We start from the raw sequence: 16,253 nt of genomic DNA, 5'->3' as shown, positions 1-16,253 counted from the left end.
GCAGGCTTCACCACGCCATATTCGGTGATGATGCCCGTGATTAGATCCGCAGGCGTGACATCAAATGCGGGATTGTAATAGTCCAAGCCTTCCGGCGCGATCACCGTTTCGCCGATTTGATAGACCTCGATGGGGTCGCGCTCCTCGATAGGGATTTTGCTGCCGTCGCTGAGGCTGAAGTCCACCGTGGAGAGCGGCGCAGCAACGTAGAAGGGAATATTGTGGGCGCGGGACACCAGCGCCAGACTGTAGGTGCCGATTTTGTTGGCGGTGTCGCCATTGGCGGCGATGCGGTCTGCGCCCACCACGACGGCATCCACCAGCCCGCGCTGCATACAGTGGGCGGCCATGCTGTCGGTGATCAGCGTAGTGGGGATACCTTCCTGCACGCATTCCCAGGCAGTGAGGCGGGCCCCTTGCAGGCGCGGGCGCGTCTCGTCGGCATAGAGCCGCTCCAGCCGGTCTTCTCGCCAGACGGAGCGCACGACCCCCAGCGCCGTGCCATAGCCTGCGGTGGCCAATGCTCCGGCGTTGCAGTGCGTCAGCAGGCGCAGCTTGTGGGGCGTGGTGGGCAGCGCGGCCAGCCCGTGGTCGCCGATCGCCCGACAGGTTTCCAGGTCTTCGGTCTGGATTGCCTGCGCCGTTTGCAATAACGCTGTTTTGAGATAGTCCACCGGGCCGATGGTCTGCCGTGCCACCTTCAGCATTCGCTCTGTGGCCCAAAACAGGTTGACTGCGGTGGGTCGCGTAGCCCGCAGTTTCATGGCCACAGACTCTAACTCGCGCAAAAACTGGTCGCGATCGCCCGTTTCGATTTCTCTGGCTCCCAGATACATCCCGTAGGCAGCCGCCACGCCGATTGCGGGGGCCCCGCGCACGATCATGGTTTTAATGGCGATCGCCATGTCGTCGCAGCGGCTAATCTGCACCAGGTCATATTCAGTCGGCAGTCGATTTTGGTCAATCAGCCAAACATGGTCGTCTTGCCAAATCACAGGATAGACCTGCGAGGTTGGGAGGTTCATAGGACAGGGTCAGGGGGGTAGAGGTCTAGCTTTGTCCTAAATTAACCCCCCAGTGGGCCGAAACGCCAGAGGCCAAACTGTCTGGGCGTAGCCCACAGAGTTCAGGAAAATTTTCCAAAACGAACCAGGAGCGCAGGGCCCCCGGTTCTGGAATCCCCTAGCGGCGCGATCGCCGGGGTACAAGCGTCAGCGTCAGAGGCGCAGGATCGACCGGACTGGACAGGCTGCTGCTGGCGCGGATGGCGCTGCTGGTCAGGATTTGGCGCACCTGGGCATCGGTCAGGTTGGGGTTTGCCTGACGCATCAGGGCGACCACACCCGCGACGTGGGGCGTAGCCATCGACGTGCCGTTCAGGGATTGATAGCGGCCGCCCGGACGGGTCGAGAGAATATTCACCCCTGGGGCCACAACATGCTGCATTCGGCTATCGGTTCCGGCGCGGTTGGAGAAGGATGCTAGGTTGCCGCTGCTGTCGATCGCCCCGACGGAGACACCATACTGAATCGCAAGGCTGGCCGGGTTGCTGGGGCGGGCTGCGCCTTCGTTGCCTGCCGCCATAACCACGATCGCCCCTCTGGAAACCGCATGGGCGATCGCCGACTCAATGTCGCTGCTATAGCCACCGCCCAAGCTCAGGTTAATCACGTTTGCCCCGTTGTCGGCCGCATAGCGAATCCCCCGCGCCACGCTCAGGTTTGTGCCCGATCCGTCGTCTCCCAGCACCTTCACAGGCATAATCTGGGCATTGTAGGCAACTCCAGTGATGCCTGTGCCGTTGTTCTCTGCGGCAATCGTCCCGGCAACGTGGGTGCCGTGCCCGTTCACGTCCATCGGATTATTGTTGCCGTTGGCAAAGTTCCAGCCACGCACATCGTCCACAAAGCCGTTGCCGTCATCATCGATGCCGTTGCCCGCAATTTCCCGCGTGTTGCGCCAGATATTGGCATCCAGGTCGCTGTGGGTATAGTCCACGCCCGTATCCACCACAGCCACCACCACGTTGCGTCCGGTGTAGCCCTGTGCCCACACCTCTGGCGCATTCACCAGGTTATTGCTCCAGCTATGGCCTGCGTCTGCCACTGGGGTAAACGGCGTGCGACCGATCGACTGGGCGACGGCCGCTGCGGCATTGACCAGGCCATAGCCATAGGTGCTGTTGAACCCGTTGGCGGGGGGCTGAGCATTGGGCGCACTCAGCGTCAGCGAGTAGTTCCCCGTTTCATTGGCCCAATAGCTGGTCACGCGGACGATATAGCCAACCCCTGCTTGCAGATTGAGCGTCAGGCGGGCGTTTGTGCCGCCGCCCCCGTCATCGTTTGCGGCAATGACCCTACCCGTGCGGCTATCGACGATTTGCAAGTACGCATCAAACGCGCCAGAGGTCAGGTCTAGCTGTACCTGTCCGCCCGTTGTGCTTTGCAGCCTGTAGTCATCTTTGTAAGTATTGGGGCGAGTGGGGTTGCGGGCATCCCAGCGTGAAAGCGATTCGTGGATGGTTTGCTGAGCATTCACGCCGCCCGCTCTGCGGCTTCGGGTAGCTGTGGCGACCAGTCCGTCATCGTCTGCGAGGCCCGTGAGCGCGTCTGGCTTTGAGGTATGGCGCTGGCCGGGTTGGGAATTCGCGAAAGACGGGCGATCGCCCCCCTCCTGTCCGTTAAAAGATCCGCTGAAGAGAGAGCCGGATGCAAACCGAGAACTATCCCAAATACTTGAACTCGATATGGATAAATTAAACGATAACGAACGGTTTCTTGAACCTGAGATTGAATCAATATCGGATAAGTTTTTGAACGTATCCTGATCGTATCTGGCACTGAAGGCAGTCTGCTGCGGGTATGCTTTGCTGCCGAGGCGACTGAAGCCATCGGTTGTGCCTGCTAGTCCAGACAAGTGAAAGCCTGAAGACAGGCCGGGCAAGTCAGCACTCAAGGTATCGGGCAATGAAGCGTAAGTGAGGTCTGGCATTACTAATATCCATCTGAATTAAAATTATCCGGGTCGCAGCTTAGGCTGCACAAACAGACATAATTCAGACGCGGAAAGACGTATGCAAAACCAATGCAAAACTCAAAACTAATGCAAAGTTGACACAAAACTGACGCAAAGTTGATGCAGAGCGATGCAAAACCCCACGCCAGACCGTTGTACCAAAATGCGCTGGGCGATCGCCGTCTTTCAGCCAACGCCCGACCATCCAGAATCTTCAGCAACCTGAGCAGATGGACTTCTGGATGATCCTTAAAAACCGCAATTCGAGTTACCCCTCTGGATACAGATGCACCCTGATTTATAATCAGTTGCTACTGTGGCTACTGTGGAGCTTTACTCCCTGAATCCTAATCCTCAAAACCCGATTCCTATGAACCCAACGTGCGATCGCCCTTATACCGTAATGCTGATTGTGCCGACGGGGGTGGGCGCAGCAATCGGCGGCTATGCGGGGGATGCGCTGCCCGTGGCAAGGGCGATCGCCCAGGTGGCCGATCGGCTGATTACCCATCCCAACGTGCTGAACGGGGCGCAGTTGTATTGGCCGCTGCCCAACGCGCTGTATGTAGAAGGCTATGGGCTGGATCAGTTTGCCGCAGGGCAGTGGGGGCTGCGGCCGGTGCGCCAGAACCGAGTGGGGCTGTTGCTGGATGCGGGCATCGAGCCGGAACTACGCTGGCGGCACTTGCAGGCGGCAGACGCAGCGCGGGCAACCCTAGGGCTGAGCCTGACGGAGTATGTCGTGACGGATGCGCCGCTGGGTGTGAGCCTGCAAACGGCAGCTTCCGGCGCAACCTGGGGCACGCTGCAACATCCCGACAGCCTGCTGCGCGGGGTAGAAACGCTGATTACGCAGGCCAAAGCAGAGGCGATCGCCGTTGTGGCCCGCTTTCCCGACGACAAGGGCAGCGATGCCTTGCAGGACTATCGCCACGGGCAAGGGGTCGATCCTCTGGCCGGAGCCGAAGCCGTCATTAGTCATCTCGTCGTCCGAACCTTCCAAGTTCCTTGCGCCCACGCGCCCGCCCTGTCGCCGCTGCCCCTCGATCCGACGCTTTCTCCCAAGTCTGCTGCTGAGGAATTGGGGCACACGTTTCTTCCCTGCGTGCTAGTCGGCCTCAGCCGCGCCCCGCAGTTCGTTTGCCAGACGAATCAGAACCCACTGAGCCAGGACATCTGGGCCGATCAGGTCGATGCGCTGGTGATTCCTGCCACGGCTTGCGGCGGCAGTGCTGTCCTCAGCCTGGGGCAAACCCACACCCAAATCATCACCGTGGCGGACAACACCACGCGGATGCAGGCTCCTGCTAAGGCCTTGGGCATTCGGGCGATCGCCGTCCAGTCTTATCTGGAAGCCCTCGGCGTGCTGGTCGCCCACCACGCTGGCCTCGACCCCGCTGCTCTATCGCCAACGGTGGAGAATTTGCGGGCGATCGCCCCTTCCGCCAGCCTAGAATCCCTCACGGCAAACCTCCCCAAAATGCTAGCCTGAGAGAATTAGGCGGCAGGCAGACGGGATGAAGTGATAGAAAGAATTGGATAGTATGATCAAGCGCAACGGAATGATCACAAGCCCCTCGATAATCCTCACCCTCCAAAGCCCCAGCCCTTGAACCCCTAGTCCTTCAGCCCCCTAGCCCTACTCCACCGTGCCCACCCCCACCCAACCCCAACTCGAACCGCTCGATCGCACCCAGGTGCTAACGGCAATGGGCATTACGGCGCTGGTGCTGCTGATCGTGTCTCAGTTTTGGCTGGCGTTTGATGCGGTGGACATGCTGCCCGTCAGCGTTCGTCCGTCTGCGGTGGGGCTTGGGGTGGCGCTGGCGCTGGGTATTAGCCTGGCTAGTGAGGGAGCCTATCGCCTCTGGCCGGCCTATCGCACCAGTGCAGACACCTACCTGGCGCTGGTCATCAAGCCGCTGACCTGGGTTGACCTAATCTGGCTGGGGCTGCTGCCGGGGCTGAGCGAGGAACTGCTGTTTCGCGGCGTGATGCTGCCTGCGATCGGGCTAAATTGGTTTGGACTGTTGGTTAGCAGCCTGTGTTTTGGCGTGTTGCACTACAGCGGTTCGCAGCAGTGGGCCTACGTGATTTGGGCGACGGTGGTGGGTGCGGCGCTGGGGGCTAGTGCGCTGCTGACGGGCAATCTGCTGGTGCCGATTGTGGCGCATATCGTAACGAATCTAATTTCTAGCGGCACCTGGAAGCTGAAGCAGCTAGAGGTTGGGGCTTAGGATTTTTGAGGGCACGGGGGTTGACGGTTTCTAGGCGAGACTTTTTGAAGGGGTTGAGCGGCGTTTCGGCGGGGACTGGGCTGGCGATCGCCCCTTTGCCAATTGCCTCTTTTTCACAGAGCGCCAATCCAGCGGAGGCGCTCTCTGCGAATGGGCTGATTCCAGAAGCCGTTGCGCCTGTCCCCACTACGCCCGACGACGCGCTTGCAGAATTGATTGCGGGAAATCGGCGGTTTGTGACGCGGCGGCGGCTGTTGCCCCACCAAGACACCTCCCGACTGACGGAGGTTGCAGAAACCCAGGCTCCCTTTGCCGCCATCCTAAGCTGTGCCGATTCGCGGGTCGTGCCAGAGATTGTGTTTGATCAGGGCATTGGCGACCTGTTTGTGGTGCGGGTGGCGGGCAATGTGGCGGCGTTGGAGGATGTGGCCAGTGAAGAATATGCCGTCAGCCTGCTGCATACGCCCCTGGTGATGGTGCTGGGTCATGCGGGCTGTGGTGCGGTGACGGCGGCCCTGTTGGGCGGCAAGCTGCCGGGGGCGCTGGATAGCCTGATCCACGAGATTCAGCCTGCGATCGCCCTTGCAGACGCAGAACTGGCCCAACTGAAACGCAACCAGCCCAACAAAGTACTAAAGCCGGGCGATCGCCTCACCTATGCAGTGAAGGCAAACGTCCGGCTACAAACCCAGCGGTTGCTCCAGTCCCCCATCGTGTCTCAGGCAGTGGACGCAGGACGACTCAAAGTAGTAGGAGCCTACTACGACCTGGCAACTGGAGTTGTGAGCATTCTGGTCGATTGAATGGAGTCTTTGAATGGAGCCTCTTGAGCCTCTTTGCAGGCAGAGCGTTTTGCCAGAAAAGCGCCTGAAAACGCCAGCCTACAGGAGGCTACAGACCTTGGCGAGACACAAACTTCTCGAAATCGGCCTGCGTTTGATGCAAAAGCTGCTGGCGGCTGCCATCGGTGCTGTTCAGGTTGGGCACAAGCTTGCGGGCGTGCAGGGCCATGTGAAGTTGAAGATGTGCAACGTATTCGCTGAAGTCTTCCCTCAGGGCGGGAGCGGCGATGGATTCAGCCGAAGAAATCAGAGTGTTCTCCTTCATGTGCCTGCGATATCTCGAATACATGTGTTTAATTAACAGTATCGACCGTAGCATGATGACTTTACACAGTTTGCGAATCGCAATGAAGTTTAATTTATGCAGCTTGATGCAGCGGATCGGAGTGGGGGAGCGGGGGCAATTGGGTTCCCAGCTTGCTCAGGGTGGATCGGGCTTGGGCTTCTCTGTCGTGGCGGGTGATAGAACTCTATGGGAAATGGATGGTGGGCGATCGCCCTACTTGCGCCAATAGCAATCGCCCAGCCCGCCGCACGGGGTCTAGAATTGGCGGGCAACAGCGAAACACGGATTGAGTCAATGGCAGACTTGATCGCTGACTCGATGGCTGACTCGATGGCGGACTCGATGGAGCCGAGTCCGTTGGCGCAGCGTTCCCGAAATCCGGCTCGGCGGCAGCCGCAAAACCACTGCCCCGATACGCTAGAGTCTTTGATGCCGCCGCTGCTGCGTGATTTGCCCAGCTATGCCAATCGCGTCATTGCGCGATCGCGCTCTCGCAGCCGCACCACCGACCTGCCGCCGAGCTATGTGCTGCTGGCGGGGTCGCCCGACTATCGCCCCCTGCCTGCAAATCTGGAAGCACTGGGGCTGGCAGAATATCAGGCGATCGCCCCCGACGACCAACCCCAGCAGGTCTTTTTCACCACGCTAGAGCGGCAGTATGGCTACGGCGGCTATGCCCGACTCCAGGGATTTTATTGGGTTTTTCTAACGCAGCAGGCAGACCAGTGGCAACTGGCAGGTGTGCTGTCGAGTGTGGGTGGCTATCCCCAGCGGCAGCCCGCCAGCCCGCCCCGCGACGGCAGCGAAGGTGTGGTCGCACAGGCGATTCGACTGTGGCTTCGGGATTGCCATGCCGGATCAATCCGAGTTGGTCTACAAGTTGATTCGTGGGTTAATCAAACGCCCTGACTTAAATACCCAGATCGTTCAAATCAAGCTGGGGTAGGTCAGGCGGCACGACCCGACGCGACTGGACGACCTTGCGGCTCTCGCGCTGGGTAGACATTTCGACGGCGATCGCCTCGAATTGCGTTTCCACGCAGCCAAAGGGCACCGTGACTTGGGTGTAGGCAATCTGATAGCCCTGGCCGTCGGGTGCAAAGTTCATCACCCAGCGCGGCCCGTCCAAAATCGTGCGAGATTGGCGATCGCGCAGCCACAGCTTGATGTAAAAACGCGGCTCCAGATCGGGTAAGGCAATGCCAATTTCAATACGCTGGCCAGAGGTGAGTTCGCCCTGGGGCACGTCCATCACAGGTGAGGGCACAGGCTCTTCCGCAGGCAACACCACGGGCGGCGGCTCTGGTGCGTGCTCAGGGCGATACAGGCTGGAGCGCTGGGGCGGCGGCAGGGGCGCATCTTCCACCACAATTTCGTCCGTGGTCAAGTCTAGGTCACGTCCCAGCGGCGGCGAACCCGGCTGCATCAGCGTCCCCAGCTCTCGATCGGTCGCCAGCGCCGTCAGCCGAGCCAAAAAGCGACGCTGCAAGTTCAACGCCTGAAAGGCCCGATCCTCCGGCGACAAAAAGCGGGGTGTGCCGTTGGGCAAGGGCGCAGGCTGCCCCAGAGAGAATGCTTCGTGGTTCCACTCCAGCGGGGTATCTGCCGAATCGGCGATCGCCGGAGTCGGCTGCGTCTGGTCGGGCGGCGGCTCTGAAACTGCGGCTTCCAGGTTTGCGGTTTCGGAACTGCCTGCCTCCAAAGGGTCGGCTTCTGCTGGGGACGCTTCTCGGACGGCGGCTCTGGGTTCGTCCGGGGGTGTTTCGACGGGCAGCTTTGAGCGACTGGCGCGATTGACGTGAGTCAGGTAAATCGAAAGATCGGCATCTTCTGCTGCGGCGAGGGGCGGGGGAGGCGATTCTAGAGTTGCCGCGTCGGAGTCCGCAAAATTTGCAACCTCCTCGACCCGTGCTGCTTGATCGTCGGGAAGCAGGCGATGGGTCAATTCGCCCTCGGTTTGATCCGCTGTCGATTGGGTTTCGTCCGTTTGGGATGGATCGGGCGGCGGGGCGCTGCTGTCGAGGCGAGTGACGGGGGTTTGCCCAGTCAAAACGGCGGCTGCCAACTGCCAGAGGCTCATGCCGTTTTCAAAGCCAGGCAGCGGGTTGCCCCAGGGCGGTAGCTCCACAGGCTTGGCGGTCGGCGCATCGGCGGCCGCTGCTGGCTGAAAGATCTGCGGCGGCAACACCTGATCACCCGCTGGACGGACTTCTGGCAATGGGGCGGCGGAGGCGGGTGTGCCATCCACCAAGTTGAGCAAGGACAGATCTAGGTCTTCTTCATCGACAAACGGTGAGGTGAGGTCGCCTGGAAAATCGTTGGCGATCGCCTCCAGCAGATCATCCAGCGCCGCCGTCACCGTGAAGCTCTGGGCCGCCAGCAAAAATGGCTCCTGCTGTTCTCCTTGAGGCGCGGACAGCGTTGCTTCGCCCAGCATCAGCCGGGTTGCGTCTACATCGGGAATGTCAATCCCACAGTCCACCGCACGAGGCAATGCGCCCCCCGGCAATTTATGCCTGATTTGCGCCAGCGGCTCGCCGCTTTGTGGGTCGCGCAGGGCCAGGTCTAGATAGAGGGCGGGAAGCTCAAGTGCAGAGTCGGGTGCTGAGTCGGGATTCGCTGCGACCACCTGGCCGCTAATCCGCAGTGGGCCTCCCCACTGCGCCGTATAGTGGTCGGGATGCAGCACCAGGCGTAGTGGCGGCAGGTCGGCAGGGGAAGGGATAGCAGATGCCTGAGTCGGGCTGAGATCCGGTTGCTCAGGGGGTTGCTTAGTCGGTTGCTCAGGGGGTTGTTTAACTGAATCGCCGGAGACTGCTGCACCTGTTTCTGCACCAGCGGCGATCGCCTCTCTTGCTTCCCCATTTTCTGTTTCAACCTCAGCTAACGCTGCTCCCAAGTCAGACGGTTCGGCAGGCTCCGTTTCGATCGCTTCCAGTGCGGCCAGAAAGTCGTCTGCCACTGCGACTGGCTCGGCTGGCTCGATGGGGGATGAGGCTGGCGGGCGATCGCCCATCTCCTCTGAATTTTGGAGTGAATTTTGGAGACTTTGGCACTCTGGCAGGTTTTCCGACTCCGACGGCTCGGCGGCTCGATCAGCGGTTTTATCTGCCGTAGCTTGCTCCACAGCCTGATCGGTCACCGCAACATGGCTGTGCCAGTCTTCGGGCAGCAGGTCATCGTCCCCGTCGGCATCTGTCTCATGGCTCAAGACCTGGAGCTTGACCCCATAGCCCCAGCCCTCGCCCATCAGGTCAGACATGAGATCGCCGACACAGCGCAACTCCCACGCCCCCGGTTCCAGCCGGGTAAAGGGCAAGACGACCAGCAGCCCGTCAGGATTGGTCTGTCCCATCCGCTTTTGCACTCGCCGCCGGGGTGGATGCTCGGTGGTAATGGTCTGGATGATGGAAATTTCGACGGGTGTATTCATCCGGCTGGAACGCGCCACGACCCGGTAGCGCCCTTCTAGAACCTCCACATCGGGAGACTCTAGCGGCAACCAAGAGCGATCGCCTTCCTGCTGAATCAGAAATTCCCAAAACGCCATCAGAACCTCTTGCCAGGACTGGGAAATGCAAAAATACTAAATTTCGGTCAGCTTTCGGTCAGCTTTCGGTCAGCACTCAGTCCAGCATCACGCCCTGAAAAACAGGCTGAAACAGATGTGCCGAAACAAATGTTTCGAGATGTCTTCAGCACTCGCCCAGGCTGGATGATCACCGTGCTTCTTTAATTACACAAATACACAGTCCAATGCACGGTTTTAGTGTATCGAATTACTACAGAAGTGGAACCACCCGCCTGACTTGAGCAGATTTTGTTAAAAATTCTTAGCGTTTCGACATTGCAGCACAATTCGCAGTACATTCGGTTCTGAACCGCTTGTAGTTCCCAATAGGAAATTTGATATGGCAGCTTCTTATTTGCCTTCCATCTTTGTTCCCATTGTTGGTTGGGTGTTTCCCGCTGTGACGATGGCGCTTTTGTTCATCTATATCGAGCGTGACGAGTAATTCACTCTGCCCGACTTTGCCCGATCCTATCTGAGGTTTTCTTCTCCTCATTCTCAGATATCGCAACAAACCGTTACAAATTTCTTGGAGATTCTCGAACATGACAGACGTAGTGCAGCCCGCTGGCGATCCCCAGATCGGCAACCTGGCAACCCCGATCAATTCCTCCGGCTTTACCAAAGCGCTGATCAATAACCTGCCTGCCTATCGTCCTGGGCTGTCGGCTCAGCGTCGCGGGCTAGAGGTGGGCATGGCGCATGGCTACTTGCTCTTTGGCCCCTTTGCATACACCAGCCAGTTCCGCAACTCTGGCGTGGGCGATCTGGTGGGGCTGATCGAAGCCGTGATTCTGGTGGTGATTCTGACGGTGTGCCTGTCGCTCTACAGCAGCGTTGGGGTGAAGAAACCGATCGCCACCGTGACCACGCCAAACCCCCCCGACTCGCTGGCTTCTTCTGAGGGCTGGAGCGAGTTTGCAGGTAGCTTCCTGGTGGGTGGCATCGGCGGCGCAGCGTTTGCCTATCTCGTATTCCAGGTGTTTAAGTCGGGCGTGTTTGAAACCTTCGGCAACCTGGCAGGTTAAGAGGATTATGGGTTCTGTTTGAATAAGGCGCATTTTTCTGAGGGAAATGCGGTTTATTGCGACAATGCTCTGATCAGCGCTCACAAACTTCAAACTTGTAGTCTGTTGAGGCGTTTCTGCAAAATCCCTAAGGCAAAGGAGGCGTAGAGCTAATTCTGCGTCTCCTTTTTGCATGGTTCAGAGCTTTATAAATCGTCTGTGCATGGTGGCAAAGCAGTTTCTTCTAAAGATTGTCGCTCCAGTCTTGTTTAAGGATTGCCCAAAGCTTCACGTCTTCAAATACACCGCACTTGCGAACTCGCTGACGCAAAAGACCTTCTTGCAAGAAGCCATTTTTCTGCAAAACTTTGCCTGAACCAGGATTTCTAACCATGTGATAAGCGTAGAGTCGATTCAGCTTGAGGGTGGCAAAGCCAAAGCTGAGCAAAGACTTCAGGGCTTCGCTCATATATCCTTGTCCCCACAAGCCTACTGCTAGCCAGAAACTTACTTCACCTTGAGCATGTTCCGGTTCAATGTCTCGAATCTCAATTACACCAGAGAAGCGTTCTTGCTGTTTCTCAATGATTGCTAAAGAAACTGCTTGCCCGCGATGAAAAGCGGCTAATCGGTCTTGTAGATATTTTTCTGCTTCGCCGTCAGGATAGGGATGGGGAATGGAAACCATTGCGCTTCCGATTTCCTTTGCGCTTGCCAACGCCTGGATTGAAGGAGCATCTTCTTTTTTTAGCAATCGCAGATGAAGTCGGGAAGTTTCAAGCATTGGAAGTTGCTGCTAAGTAACAGGACGGCAGCCCGCCAGCACACTGTGAAACTGGACGACGTTGCCGATGACGGCGATCGCCGGAGCCTCGAAGCCAGTTTCTTCGACCTGTTGGGCAATCGTGCCCAGCGTGCCGAGTAATTCTTCCTGGTCGGGGCGCGTGCCCCAGCGCACGAGGGCGATCGGCGTGTCGAGCGAGAGTCCGCCTGCCTGGAGTTCGGCGACGATGTGCGGCAGATTGTGGATGCCCATGTAGATGACGACGGTTTCGCTGCCCTGGGCGATCGCTCGCCAGTTCACCTCTGGGCGATATTTGCCCGCCGACTCGTGCCCCGTCACGAAGGTAACAGAGGAACTGTAGCTGCGGTGGGTCAGCGGAATTCCGGCGTAGGCCGGCGCGGCAATTCCCGATGTCACCCCCGGAACCACCTCCACGGGCACACCCGCATTTACCAAATCCTCCATTTCCTCGCCGCCCCGCCCAAACACAAACGGGTCGCCGCCTTTCAGCCGCACCACAATCGCGTGGGTCTGTGCCTTTGCAATTAGCAGGCGAGTCGTTTCTTCCTGCACCAGCGAATGCCGCCCGCGCCGCTTACCTGCGTTGATCTGCTCCGCCTTCGGGTTGATCATCGCCAAAATCTGCGGACTCACCAGCGCGTCATACACCACCACGTCTGCATGTTCCAGCAGGGTCTTGCCCTTCAGGGTAAACAAGCCCGGATCGCCGGGGCCCGCTCCAACTAGGTAGACTTTGCCGAGGGGAGTTTGCATAGAAGGAAGAAAGGAAATAAGTGAATGAGGGGTTGGGGGTTGGCGTAAGCGACCTGACCCCTGTTTTCGTCAGTGTATCGTCTGTCTTTGGCGAACGGAGAAGCGCCATGCGGGAATCATCGCTTTACCATGCACAGGGCGCATTCCGTACCTTTTGATACATTTTTTGATATTAGACCGTCGGTTGGATTCGATTGAGTCGTTTGGCTCAATACCGTTCGGAGCAATTTGCATCAATCATCAATTCATCAATCATCAATTCATCAATATCGAATGCGCGGATCGACCCAGGCATTGAAGATGTCGATCAGGATGGAGGCGATCGCCACAATCACCCCAAAAAACACCATAATTCCCTGCACGACGGGATAATCCCGAAATTCAATCGCTTGGTAGAGCCGATTTGCCAGCCCCGGCCAGGAAAAGGTCACCTCCGTCAGGATTGCGCCGCCCAGCAGCGAGGCCACCATCAGCCCCAACACCGTGATCACAGGAATCATGGCATTTTTGAGCGCGTGTGCTGTAACGATTCGCACTTCTGGCACACCCCGCGCCCGCGCCGCCTCGACATAATCCGACCGCAGCGTCTGCTTCAGGTTGACCCGCACGATCCGCTCAAACACGCCACTGAGCAAGATCCCCAGCGTCAGGCTGGGCAGCGTCAGGTAATAAATCGTGGTGAAGAAGTGTCCCAGATTTCCCTCTAGCAAACTGTCGAACAGGTATAGCCCCGTGATGCGCGGCGGCGGGGTCGCTGCCAGCGGAAAGCGCGTGCCAATGGGAAACCAGCGCAACTGCACTGCAAACAGCAATTGCAGCAGCATCCCAAACCAGTACATCGGCACCGCGTAGGTGAGGATGCCAAAGAGCCGCCCGCCCGCATCCAGCGGAGAGTTGGGGCGCGACGCGGCCAGCGACCCAATGGCAATTCCCACCAGCGCCGAAACCACCATGCTGCATACGGTTAGCTCTACCGTGGCGGGAAAATGCTGCTGGATTATCTGCCAGACAGGTTGCCCCTGCGTGGTCAGCGAGGTGCCCAGATCCAGCCGCAGCAGACTCCCCAAATAGTTCACGTATTGCAGCCAGAGCGGGTCGTTTAGCCCCAGTCGGGTTCGCATGGCTTCCTTCACCTCGTCCGGTGCCCGTGCCCCCAGGATTGCGTCCACCGGGTCGCCGGGTGTAGCCCGCAGCAACAGAAACACCAGCGTCGTGATGGTGAGCAGCATCAGCGGAGCCAGCAGCAGGCGCGAGAGGACGTAGGTGCGGAGGGCGGAGGAACGGGACATGCAGAATCGGAGGTTCAGGTTGGGCTGGGAATAGAGGCGGGATAGCGAGATATCTTTATATCAGCAAATCGTCATCGGGGTCTTCATCTGCAAAGGACGGTTCTGATTTTGCGGGTTCCAGATCCTCGGTTGTTTCGGCAGCGTTGGCGTGGGAAATAGCCGCTGCTTCGTTGGGTCGCTGCTCGATGGGGTCTGCCAGCGCTGGCGATAAATCAAGACGCTCAATGGAGACAATTACCGCATTTTCCCCAGCATTTTCCGGTTCGGGGTCAAAGTCGCCACTGAAGTCGTCGTCAAATTCGTCCTGCCAGTTTTGGGCGATCGCCCCAGTCTCGTTTGTCCAGTTTTGCAAATCTGAGTCTTGCAGGTTTGGCGCTGGCAAATCCGGCGCTGGCAAATCCGGCGCTGGAGAGCCTGACCTCGGCGAGTCTAGTGATGGCAGTTCCCAGTCAAACTCCCAGGCTGCGTCTTCGGGCTGAGCAGGCAGCGGCTGTACATCGAGCGATCGCGGCGCATCCAACAATTCCTCCATAGGCACTTCCTCCATAGGCACTTCCTCCACGGGCGCATCCAGACGCGACGAACCAGATTCAGGCTCCGTTGCCAACTCGAATAACCCATCGGCGGATTCAATCAAGTCCTGAATCTGAGGCTGGGGCTGATTCTCGGCCTGAGAGTTTTCAGGCTGTACATCAGTCCGCAAATCAGTCCGCAAATCAGTCCGCAAATCAGTCCGCACGTCAGGCTGCACGTTAGCCCGAACATTAGATAAATCTGATGGATCTGATAGACCTGAATCTGGTGAATCTGGCAGAGGCGCTGGAGAACTGGGCTGCGTGGCTCGCGCATCAGGCTCCAGTTCAAACGGCGCTGGCTGCCGCTCAACCAGCGCTTCGGGTGCAGCCGAGAAGGGAATAGGGGTATCAGGAGGGCTGCGATCGGCAGGCACGTCAACAGACATTTCGCCCGACATCTCCCCCGACATTTCCCCGGTCGCTAGCTCTACTAGCACCTCGTCCAGCGTAAACGAGTCCTCGGTCGCGGGCCGGAATGCGTCTGGAGAAGCCGAGTTTGTCGAGTCTGTTGCGTCTGTAGCCAGTTCTACCCACGCTGCTGGCTCCGAGGTTTCGTCAGCAGTGACCCGTTCCAGAGTCCTCCCAGGTTCAGCATCGGATGCAGGATCGGATGCAGCGATGGCGGTCGATGGAGCGGTCGATGGGATAGTCGATGGGACGGTCGATGGAGCAGGAGCGAGGGGATCAGATACGGCTGGTGCTGCCTCCGGCGCTGTAGGCAGAGCGGTCGATGAAGCGGCTTGGTCTGGCGGCTCAGCCCCTTCGACGGATGGGGTCGGCGATTCCCCAGGCATAGTTGGTGTGACGCTGGGGGCAGCGGCCGCAGGAGTGGCTTTGGCGGGGGGGCGAGGTTGTCGAGTTCTGGCAGCGGCCGGGGTAGCGAGCGCAGCGGGATCGCTGGACGCATCGACAGGCGCGGGCTGGGGTGGGACGGCTTTGGGGCTGGCTTTGGGGCTGGCTTTGGGGAGCGATCGCACGGGGTTGCCCGCCAGCTTGGGTGATTTGCCGACACGACTCGTCACCTGGCTCATCCAGCCCGATGCTTGCTGCGGCAAAGCCTTGAACTGGGTCTGGAGGCGGCCCGGCAGTTCCTCGGCTGCCAGCTTTAGCAAATCGCCCAAGTTGCGCGATGATCCGGGCAACCGCGTTTGCTGGTCGTAGGGTGTAAGCAGTCGCCGCGATTCAATCAACTGCCAGCCCATCCAGCCCAGCAGGGCGACGCTGGCCATCTGTCCTAGCAGCACGCCGCCCGTGATGCGACCCGCGCACACCCACAGCACTAGGGCATAGAACATGCCCACGCCGCTCCAGATAAAGTCGTTTTTGCGGTAGACCTCTGGCAGAAAAAACGCCGACATATACAGCCCAAAGCTGCCCAGGGCGACGACTAGCGCCAAAATGTGGGACATTGTTTTTGCCTCCTGTTTGAGGACTACTTCTATATTTTGCGTGAGATTGGAACCTGTGCGAGATTCGGATTCTCTGGGCTGGAGCCACGCGCTTTCTAAACCGCCGGTCTTTCTGTTTTCTGCTCAGCCTGGGTTCTCGTGCGACTCGGACGATTTCTTTGGGCTGAATTTTTCGAGCTTAATTTCCCAGGCTCATTTTTAAGGCTTATTTTTCAAATGTGTGACTCAAATGACGCGCGATCGCCGTAAACTAATGTAAATTTCCGAATGAAGGGTGGAAAAAAGCCTGCCCGTCTGTATTATTTGTGGTGTGACGTTTGCTTACGATTTCTGGATTCGTCGGGTTTGAGTTTGAAGTTTGATATCAGCTTCTAGATTTTTGGCTCAAATCGTGCTTTAAGCATTAAGCTGAGTAATCCAGAATTAGATAACTCTTCTGGGGTTCAAGTTCTCGAAACGTTTCG

At 58.4% G+C, this 16,253-nt stretch carries 15 protein-coding genes; 6 read left to right on the top strand and 9 right to left on the bottom strand.

The window, feature by feature from the left end:
- The 3 genes from mtnA to IGS51_RS16075 all read right to left on the bottom strand — a co-directional run.
- Positions 1 to 1,025, bottom strand: a 1,025-nt coding sequence (mtnA, locus tag IGS51_RS16085; protein WP_297079757.1) for an S-methyl-5-thioribose-1-phosphate isomerase, incomplete at its 3' end; no start/stop codon positions are given.
- A gap of 157 nt (positions 1,026 to 1,182) precedes the next feature.
- Positions 1,183 to 2,538, bottom strand: coding sequence for a S8 family peptidase (locus IGS51_RS16080; protein WP_297079754.1), 1,356 nt, complete (start codon positions 2,536 to 2,538; stop codon positions 1,183 to 1,185).
- Positions 2,535 to 2,714, bottom strand: a complete 180-nt coding sequence (locus IGS51_RS16075) for a hypothetical protein (protein ID WP_297079752.1) — start codon at positions 2,712 to 2,714, stop codon at positions 2,535 to 2,537. Before IGS51_RS16075 ends, IGS51_RS16080 begins: the two co-directional genes overlap by 4 nt.
- A gap of 671 nt (positions 2,715 to 3,385) precedes the next feature.
- Here IGS51_RS16075 and IGS51_RS16070 point away from each other — a divergent pair.
- The 3 genes from IGS51_RS16070 (at position 3,386) to IGS51_RS16060 (ending at position 6,055) form a co-directional block, all read left to right on the top strand.
- Positions 3,386 to 4,507, top strand: coding sequence for a DUF3326 domain-containing protein (locus IGS51_RS16070; protein WP_297079750.1), 1,122 nt, complete (start codon positions 3,386 to 3,388; stop codon positions 4,505 to 4,507).
- A 217-nt stretch (positions 4,508 to 4,724) separates the two neighbouring features.
- A complete protein-coding gene (locus tag IGS51_RS16065; RefSeq protein WP_367279360.1) occupies positions 4,725 to 5,252 on the top strand; it encodes a lysostaphin resistance A-like protein in 528 nt (175 codons plus the stop codon).
- 20 nt (positions 5,253 to 5,272) lie between these two features.
- Positions 5,273 to 6,055 carry a carbonic anhydrase gene (locus IGS51_RS16060; protein WP_297079746.1) on the top strand — a complete coding sequence of 261 codons (783 nt, stop codon included), beginning with the start codon at positions 5,273 to 5,275 and terminating at the stop codon, positions 6,053 to 6,055.
- Positions 6,056 to 6,143: 88 nt separating this feature from the next.
- Here the strand turns inward: IGS51_RS16060 and IGS51_RS16055 are convergent, their stop codons facing one another.
- A complete protein-coding gene (locus IGS51_RS16055) occupies positions 6,144 to 6,359 on the bottom strand; it encodes a hypothetical protein (protein WP_297079745.1) in 216 nt (71 codons plus the stop codon).
- Between the two features lie 207 nt (positions 6,360 to 6,566).
- On the opposite strand from IGS51_RS16055, the gene IGS51_RS16050 reads away from it, so the two are divergent.
- Positions 6,567 to 7,289 (top strand): hypothetical protein, encoded by a 723-nt coding sequence (locus IGS51_RS16050; RefSeq protein ID WP_297079743.1) that lies wholly within the window; start codon positions 6,567 to 6,569, stop codon positions 7,287 to 7,289.
- 1 nt (position 7,290) lies between these two features.
- On the opposite strand, the gene IGS51_RS16045 is transcribed toward IGS51_RS16050, so the two are convergent.
- Entirely contained in the window at positions 7,291 to 9,930 is a 2,640-nt protein-coding gene (locus tag IGS51_RS16045) for a hypothetical protein (RefSeq protein WP_297079741.1), read from the bottom strand.
- 361 nt (positions 9,931 to 10,291) lie between these two features.
- Between IGS51_RS16045 and psaI the strand changes: the two genes are divergently transcribed.
- Together psaI and IGS51_RS16035 are read left to right on the top strand one after the other, a co-directional pair.
- Complete coding sequence (gene psaI, locus IGS51_RS16040) at positions 10,292 to 10,396, top strand: photosystem I reaction center subunit VIII (RefSeq protein ID WP_068509443.1); 105 nt, start codon at positions 10,292 to 10,294, stop codon at positions 10,394 to 10,396.
- Between the two features lie 100 nt (positions 10,397 to 10,496).
- Positions 10,497 to 10,979, top strand: coding sequence for a photosystem I reaction center subunit XI (locus IGS51_RS16035; RefSeq protein ID WP_297079738.1), 483 nt, complete (start codon positions 10,497 to 10,499; stop codon positions 10,977 to 10,979).
- A 223-nt stretch (positions 10,980 to 11,202) separates the two neighbouring features.
- Here the strand turns inward: IGS51_RS16035 and IGS51_RS16030 are convergent, their stop codons facing one another.
- The 4 genes from IGS51_RS16030 to IGS51_RS16015 all read right to left on the bottom strand — a co-directional run bounded on the left by IGS51_RS16030 (position 11,203) and on the right by IGS51_RS16015 (position 15,789).
- Entirely contained in the window at positions 11,203 to 11,742 is a 540-nt protein-coding gene (locus tag IGS51_RS16030) for a GNAT family N-acetyltransferase (protein WP_297079737.1), read from the bottom strand.
- 12 nt (positions 11,743 to 11,754) lie between these two features.
- The gene (gene cobA / locus IGS51_RS16025) at positions 11,755 to 12,516 is read right to left on the bottom strand and encodes a uroporphyrinogen-III C-methyltransferase (protein WP_297079735.1); all 762 of its coding nucleotides are present in this window, start codon (positions 12,514 to 12,516) and stop codon (positions 11,755 to 11,757) included.
- Positions 12,517 to 12,779: 263 nt separating this feature from the next.
- A complete protein-coding gene (locus tag IGS51_RS16020; RefSeq protein ID WP_297079733.1) occupies positions 12,780 to 13,805 on the bottom strand; it encodes an ABC transporter permease in 1,026 nt (341 codons plus the stop codon).
- A gap of 55 nt (positions 13,806 to 13,860) precedes the next feature.
- A complete protein-coding gene (locus IGS51_RS16015; protein ID WP_297079731.1) occupies positions 13,861 to 15,789 on the bottom strand; it encodes a Ycf66 family protein in 1,929 nt (642 codons plus the stop codon).
- Between the last annotated feature and the right edge of the window lie 464 nt (positions 15,790 to 16,253).

It is taken from the genome of Thermoleptolyngbya sp. M55_K2018_002, assembly GCF_015295965.1.
In the GTDB taxonomy this organism is placed as follows: Bacteria; Cyanobacteriota; Cyanobacteriia; order Elainellales; family Elainellaceae; genus Thermoleptolyngbya; species Thermoleptolyngbya sichuanensis.
The sequence above is the reverse complement of the archived record's forward strand: the minus strand, read 5'-3'. Positions and strand labels throughout refer to the sequence as shown.

What these genes read in the sequence shown, in the direction of transcription:
- cobA (WP_297079735.1), bottom strand. Translation starts at nt 12,516, where the DNA reads ATGCAAACTCCCCTCGGCAAAGTCTACCTAGTTGGAGCGGGCCCCGGC.
- IGS51_RS16030 (WP_297079737.1), bottom strand. Translation starts at nt 11,742, where the DNA reads ATGCTTGAAACTTCCCGACTTCATCTGCGATTGCTAAAAAAAGAAGAT.
- IGS51_RS16055 (WP_297079745.1), bottom strand. Translation starts at nt 6,359, where the DNA reads ATGAAGGAGAACACTCTGATTTCTTCGGCTGAATCCATCGCCGCTCCC.
- IGS51_RS16020 (WP_297079733.1), bottom strand. Translation starts at nt 13,805, where the DNA reads ATGTCCCGTTCCTCCGCCCTCCGCACCTACGTCCTCTCGCGCCTGCTG.
- IGS51_RS16035 (WP_297079738.1), top strand. Translation starts at nt 10,497, where the DNA reads ATGACAGACGTAGTGCAGCCCGCTGGCGATCCCCAGATCGGCAACCTG.
- IGS51_RS16065 (WP_367279360.1), top strand. Translation starts at nt 4,725, where the DNA reads ATGGGCATTACGGCGCTGGTGCTGCTGATCGTGTCTCAGTTTTGGCTG.
- psaI (WP_068509443.1), top strand. Translation starts at nt 10,292, where the DNA reads ATGGCAGCTTCTTATTTGCCTTCCATCTTTGTTCCCATTGTTGGTTGG.
- IGS51_RS16050 (WP_297079743.1), top strand. Translation starts at nt 6,567, where the DNA reads ATGGGAAATGGATGGTGGGCGATCGCCCTACTTGCGCCAATAGCAATC.
- IGS51_RS16070 (WP_297079750.1), top strand. Translation starts at nt 3,386, where the DNA reads ATGAACCCAACGTGCGATCGCCCTTATACCGTAATGCTGATTGTGCCG.
- IGS51_RS16045 (WP_297079741.1), bottom strand. Translation starts at nt 9,930, where the DNA reads ATGGCGTTTTGGGAATTTCTGATTCAGCAGGAAGGCGATCGCTCTTGG.
- IGS51_RS16015 (WP_297079731.1), bottom strand. Translation starts at nt 15,789, where the DNA reads ATGTCCCACATTTTGGCGCTAGTCGTCGCCCTGGGCAGCTTTGGGCTG.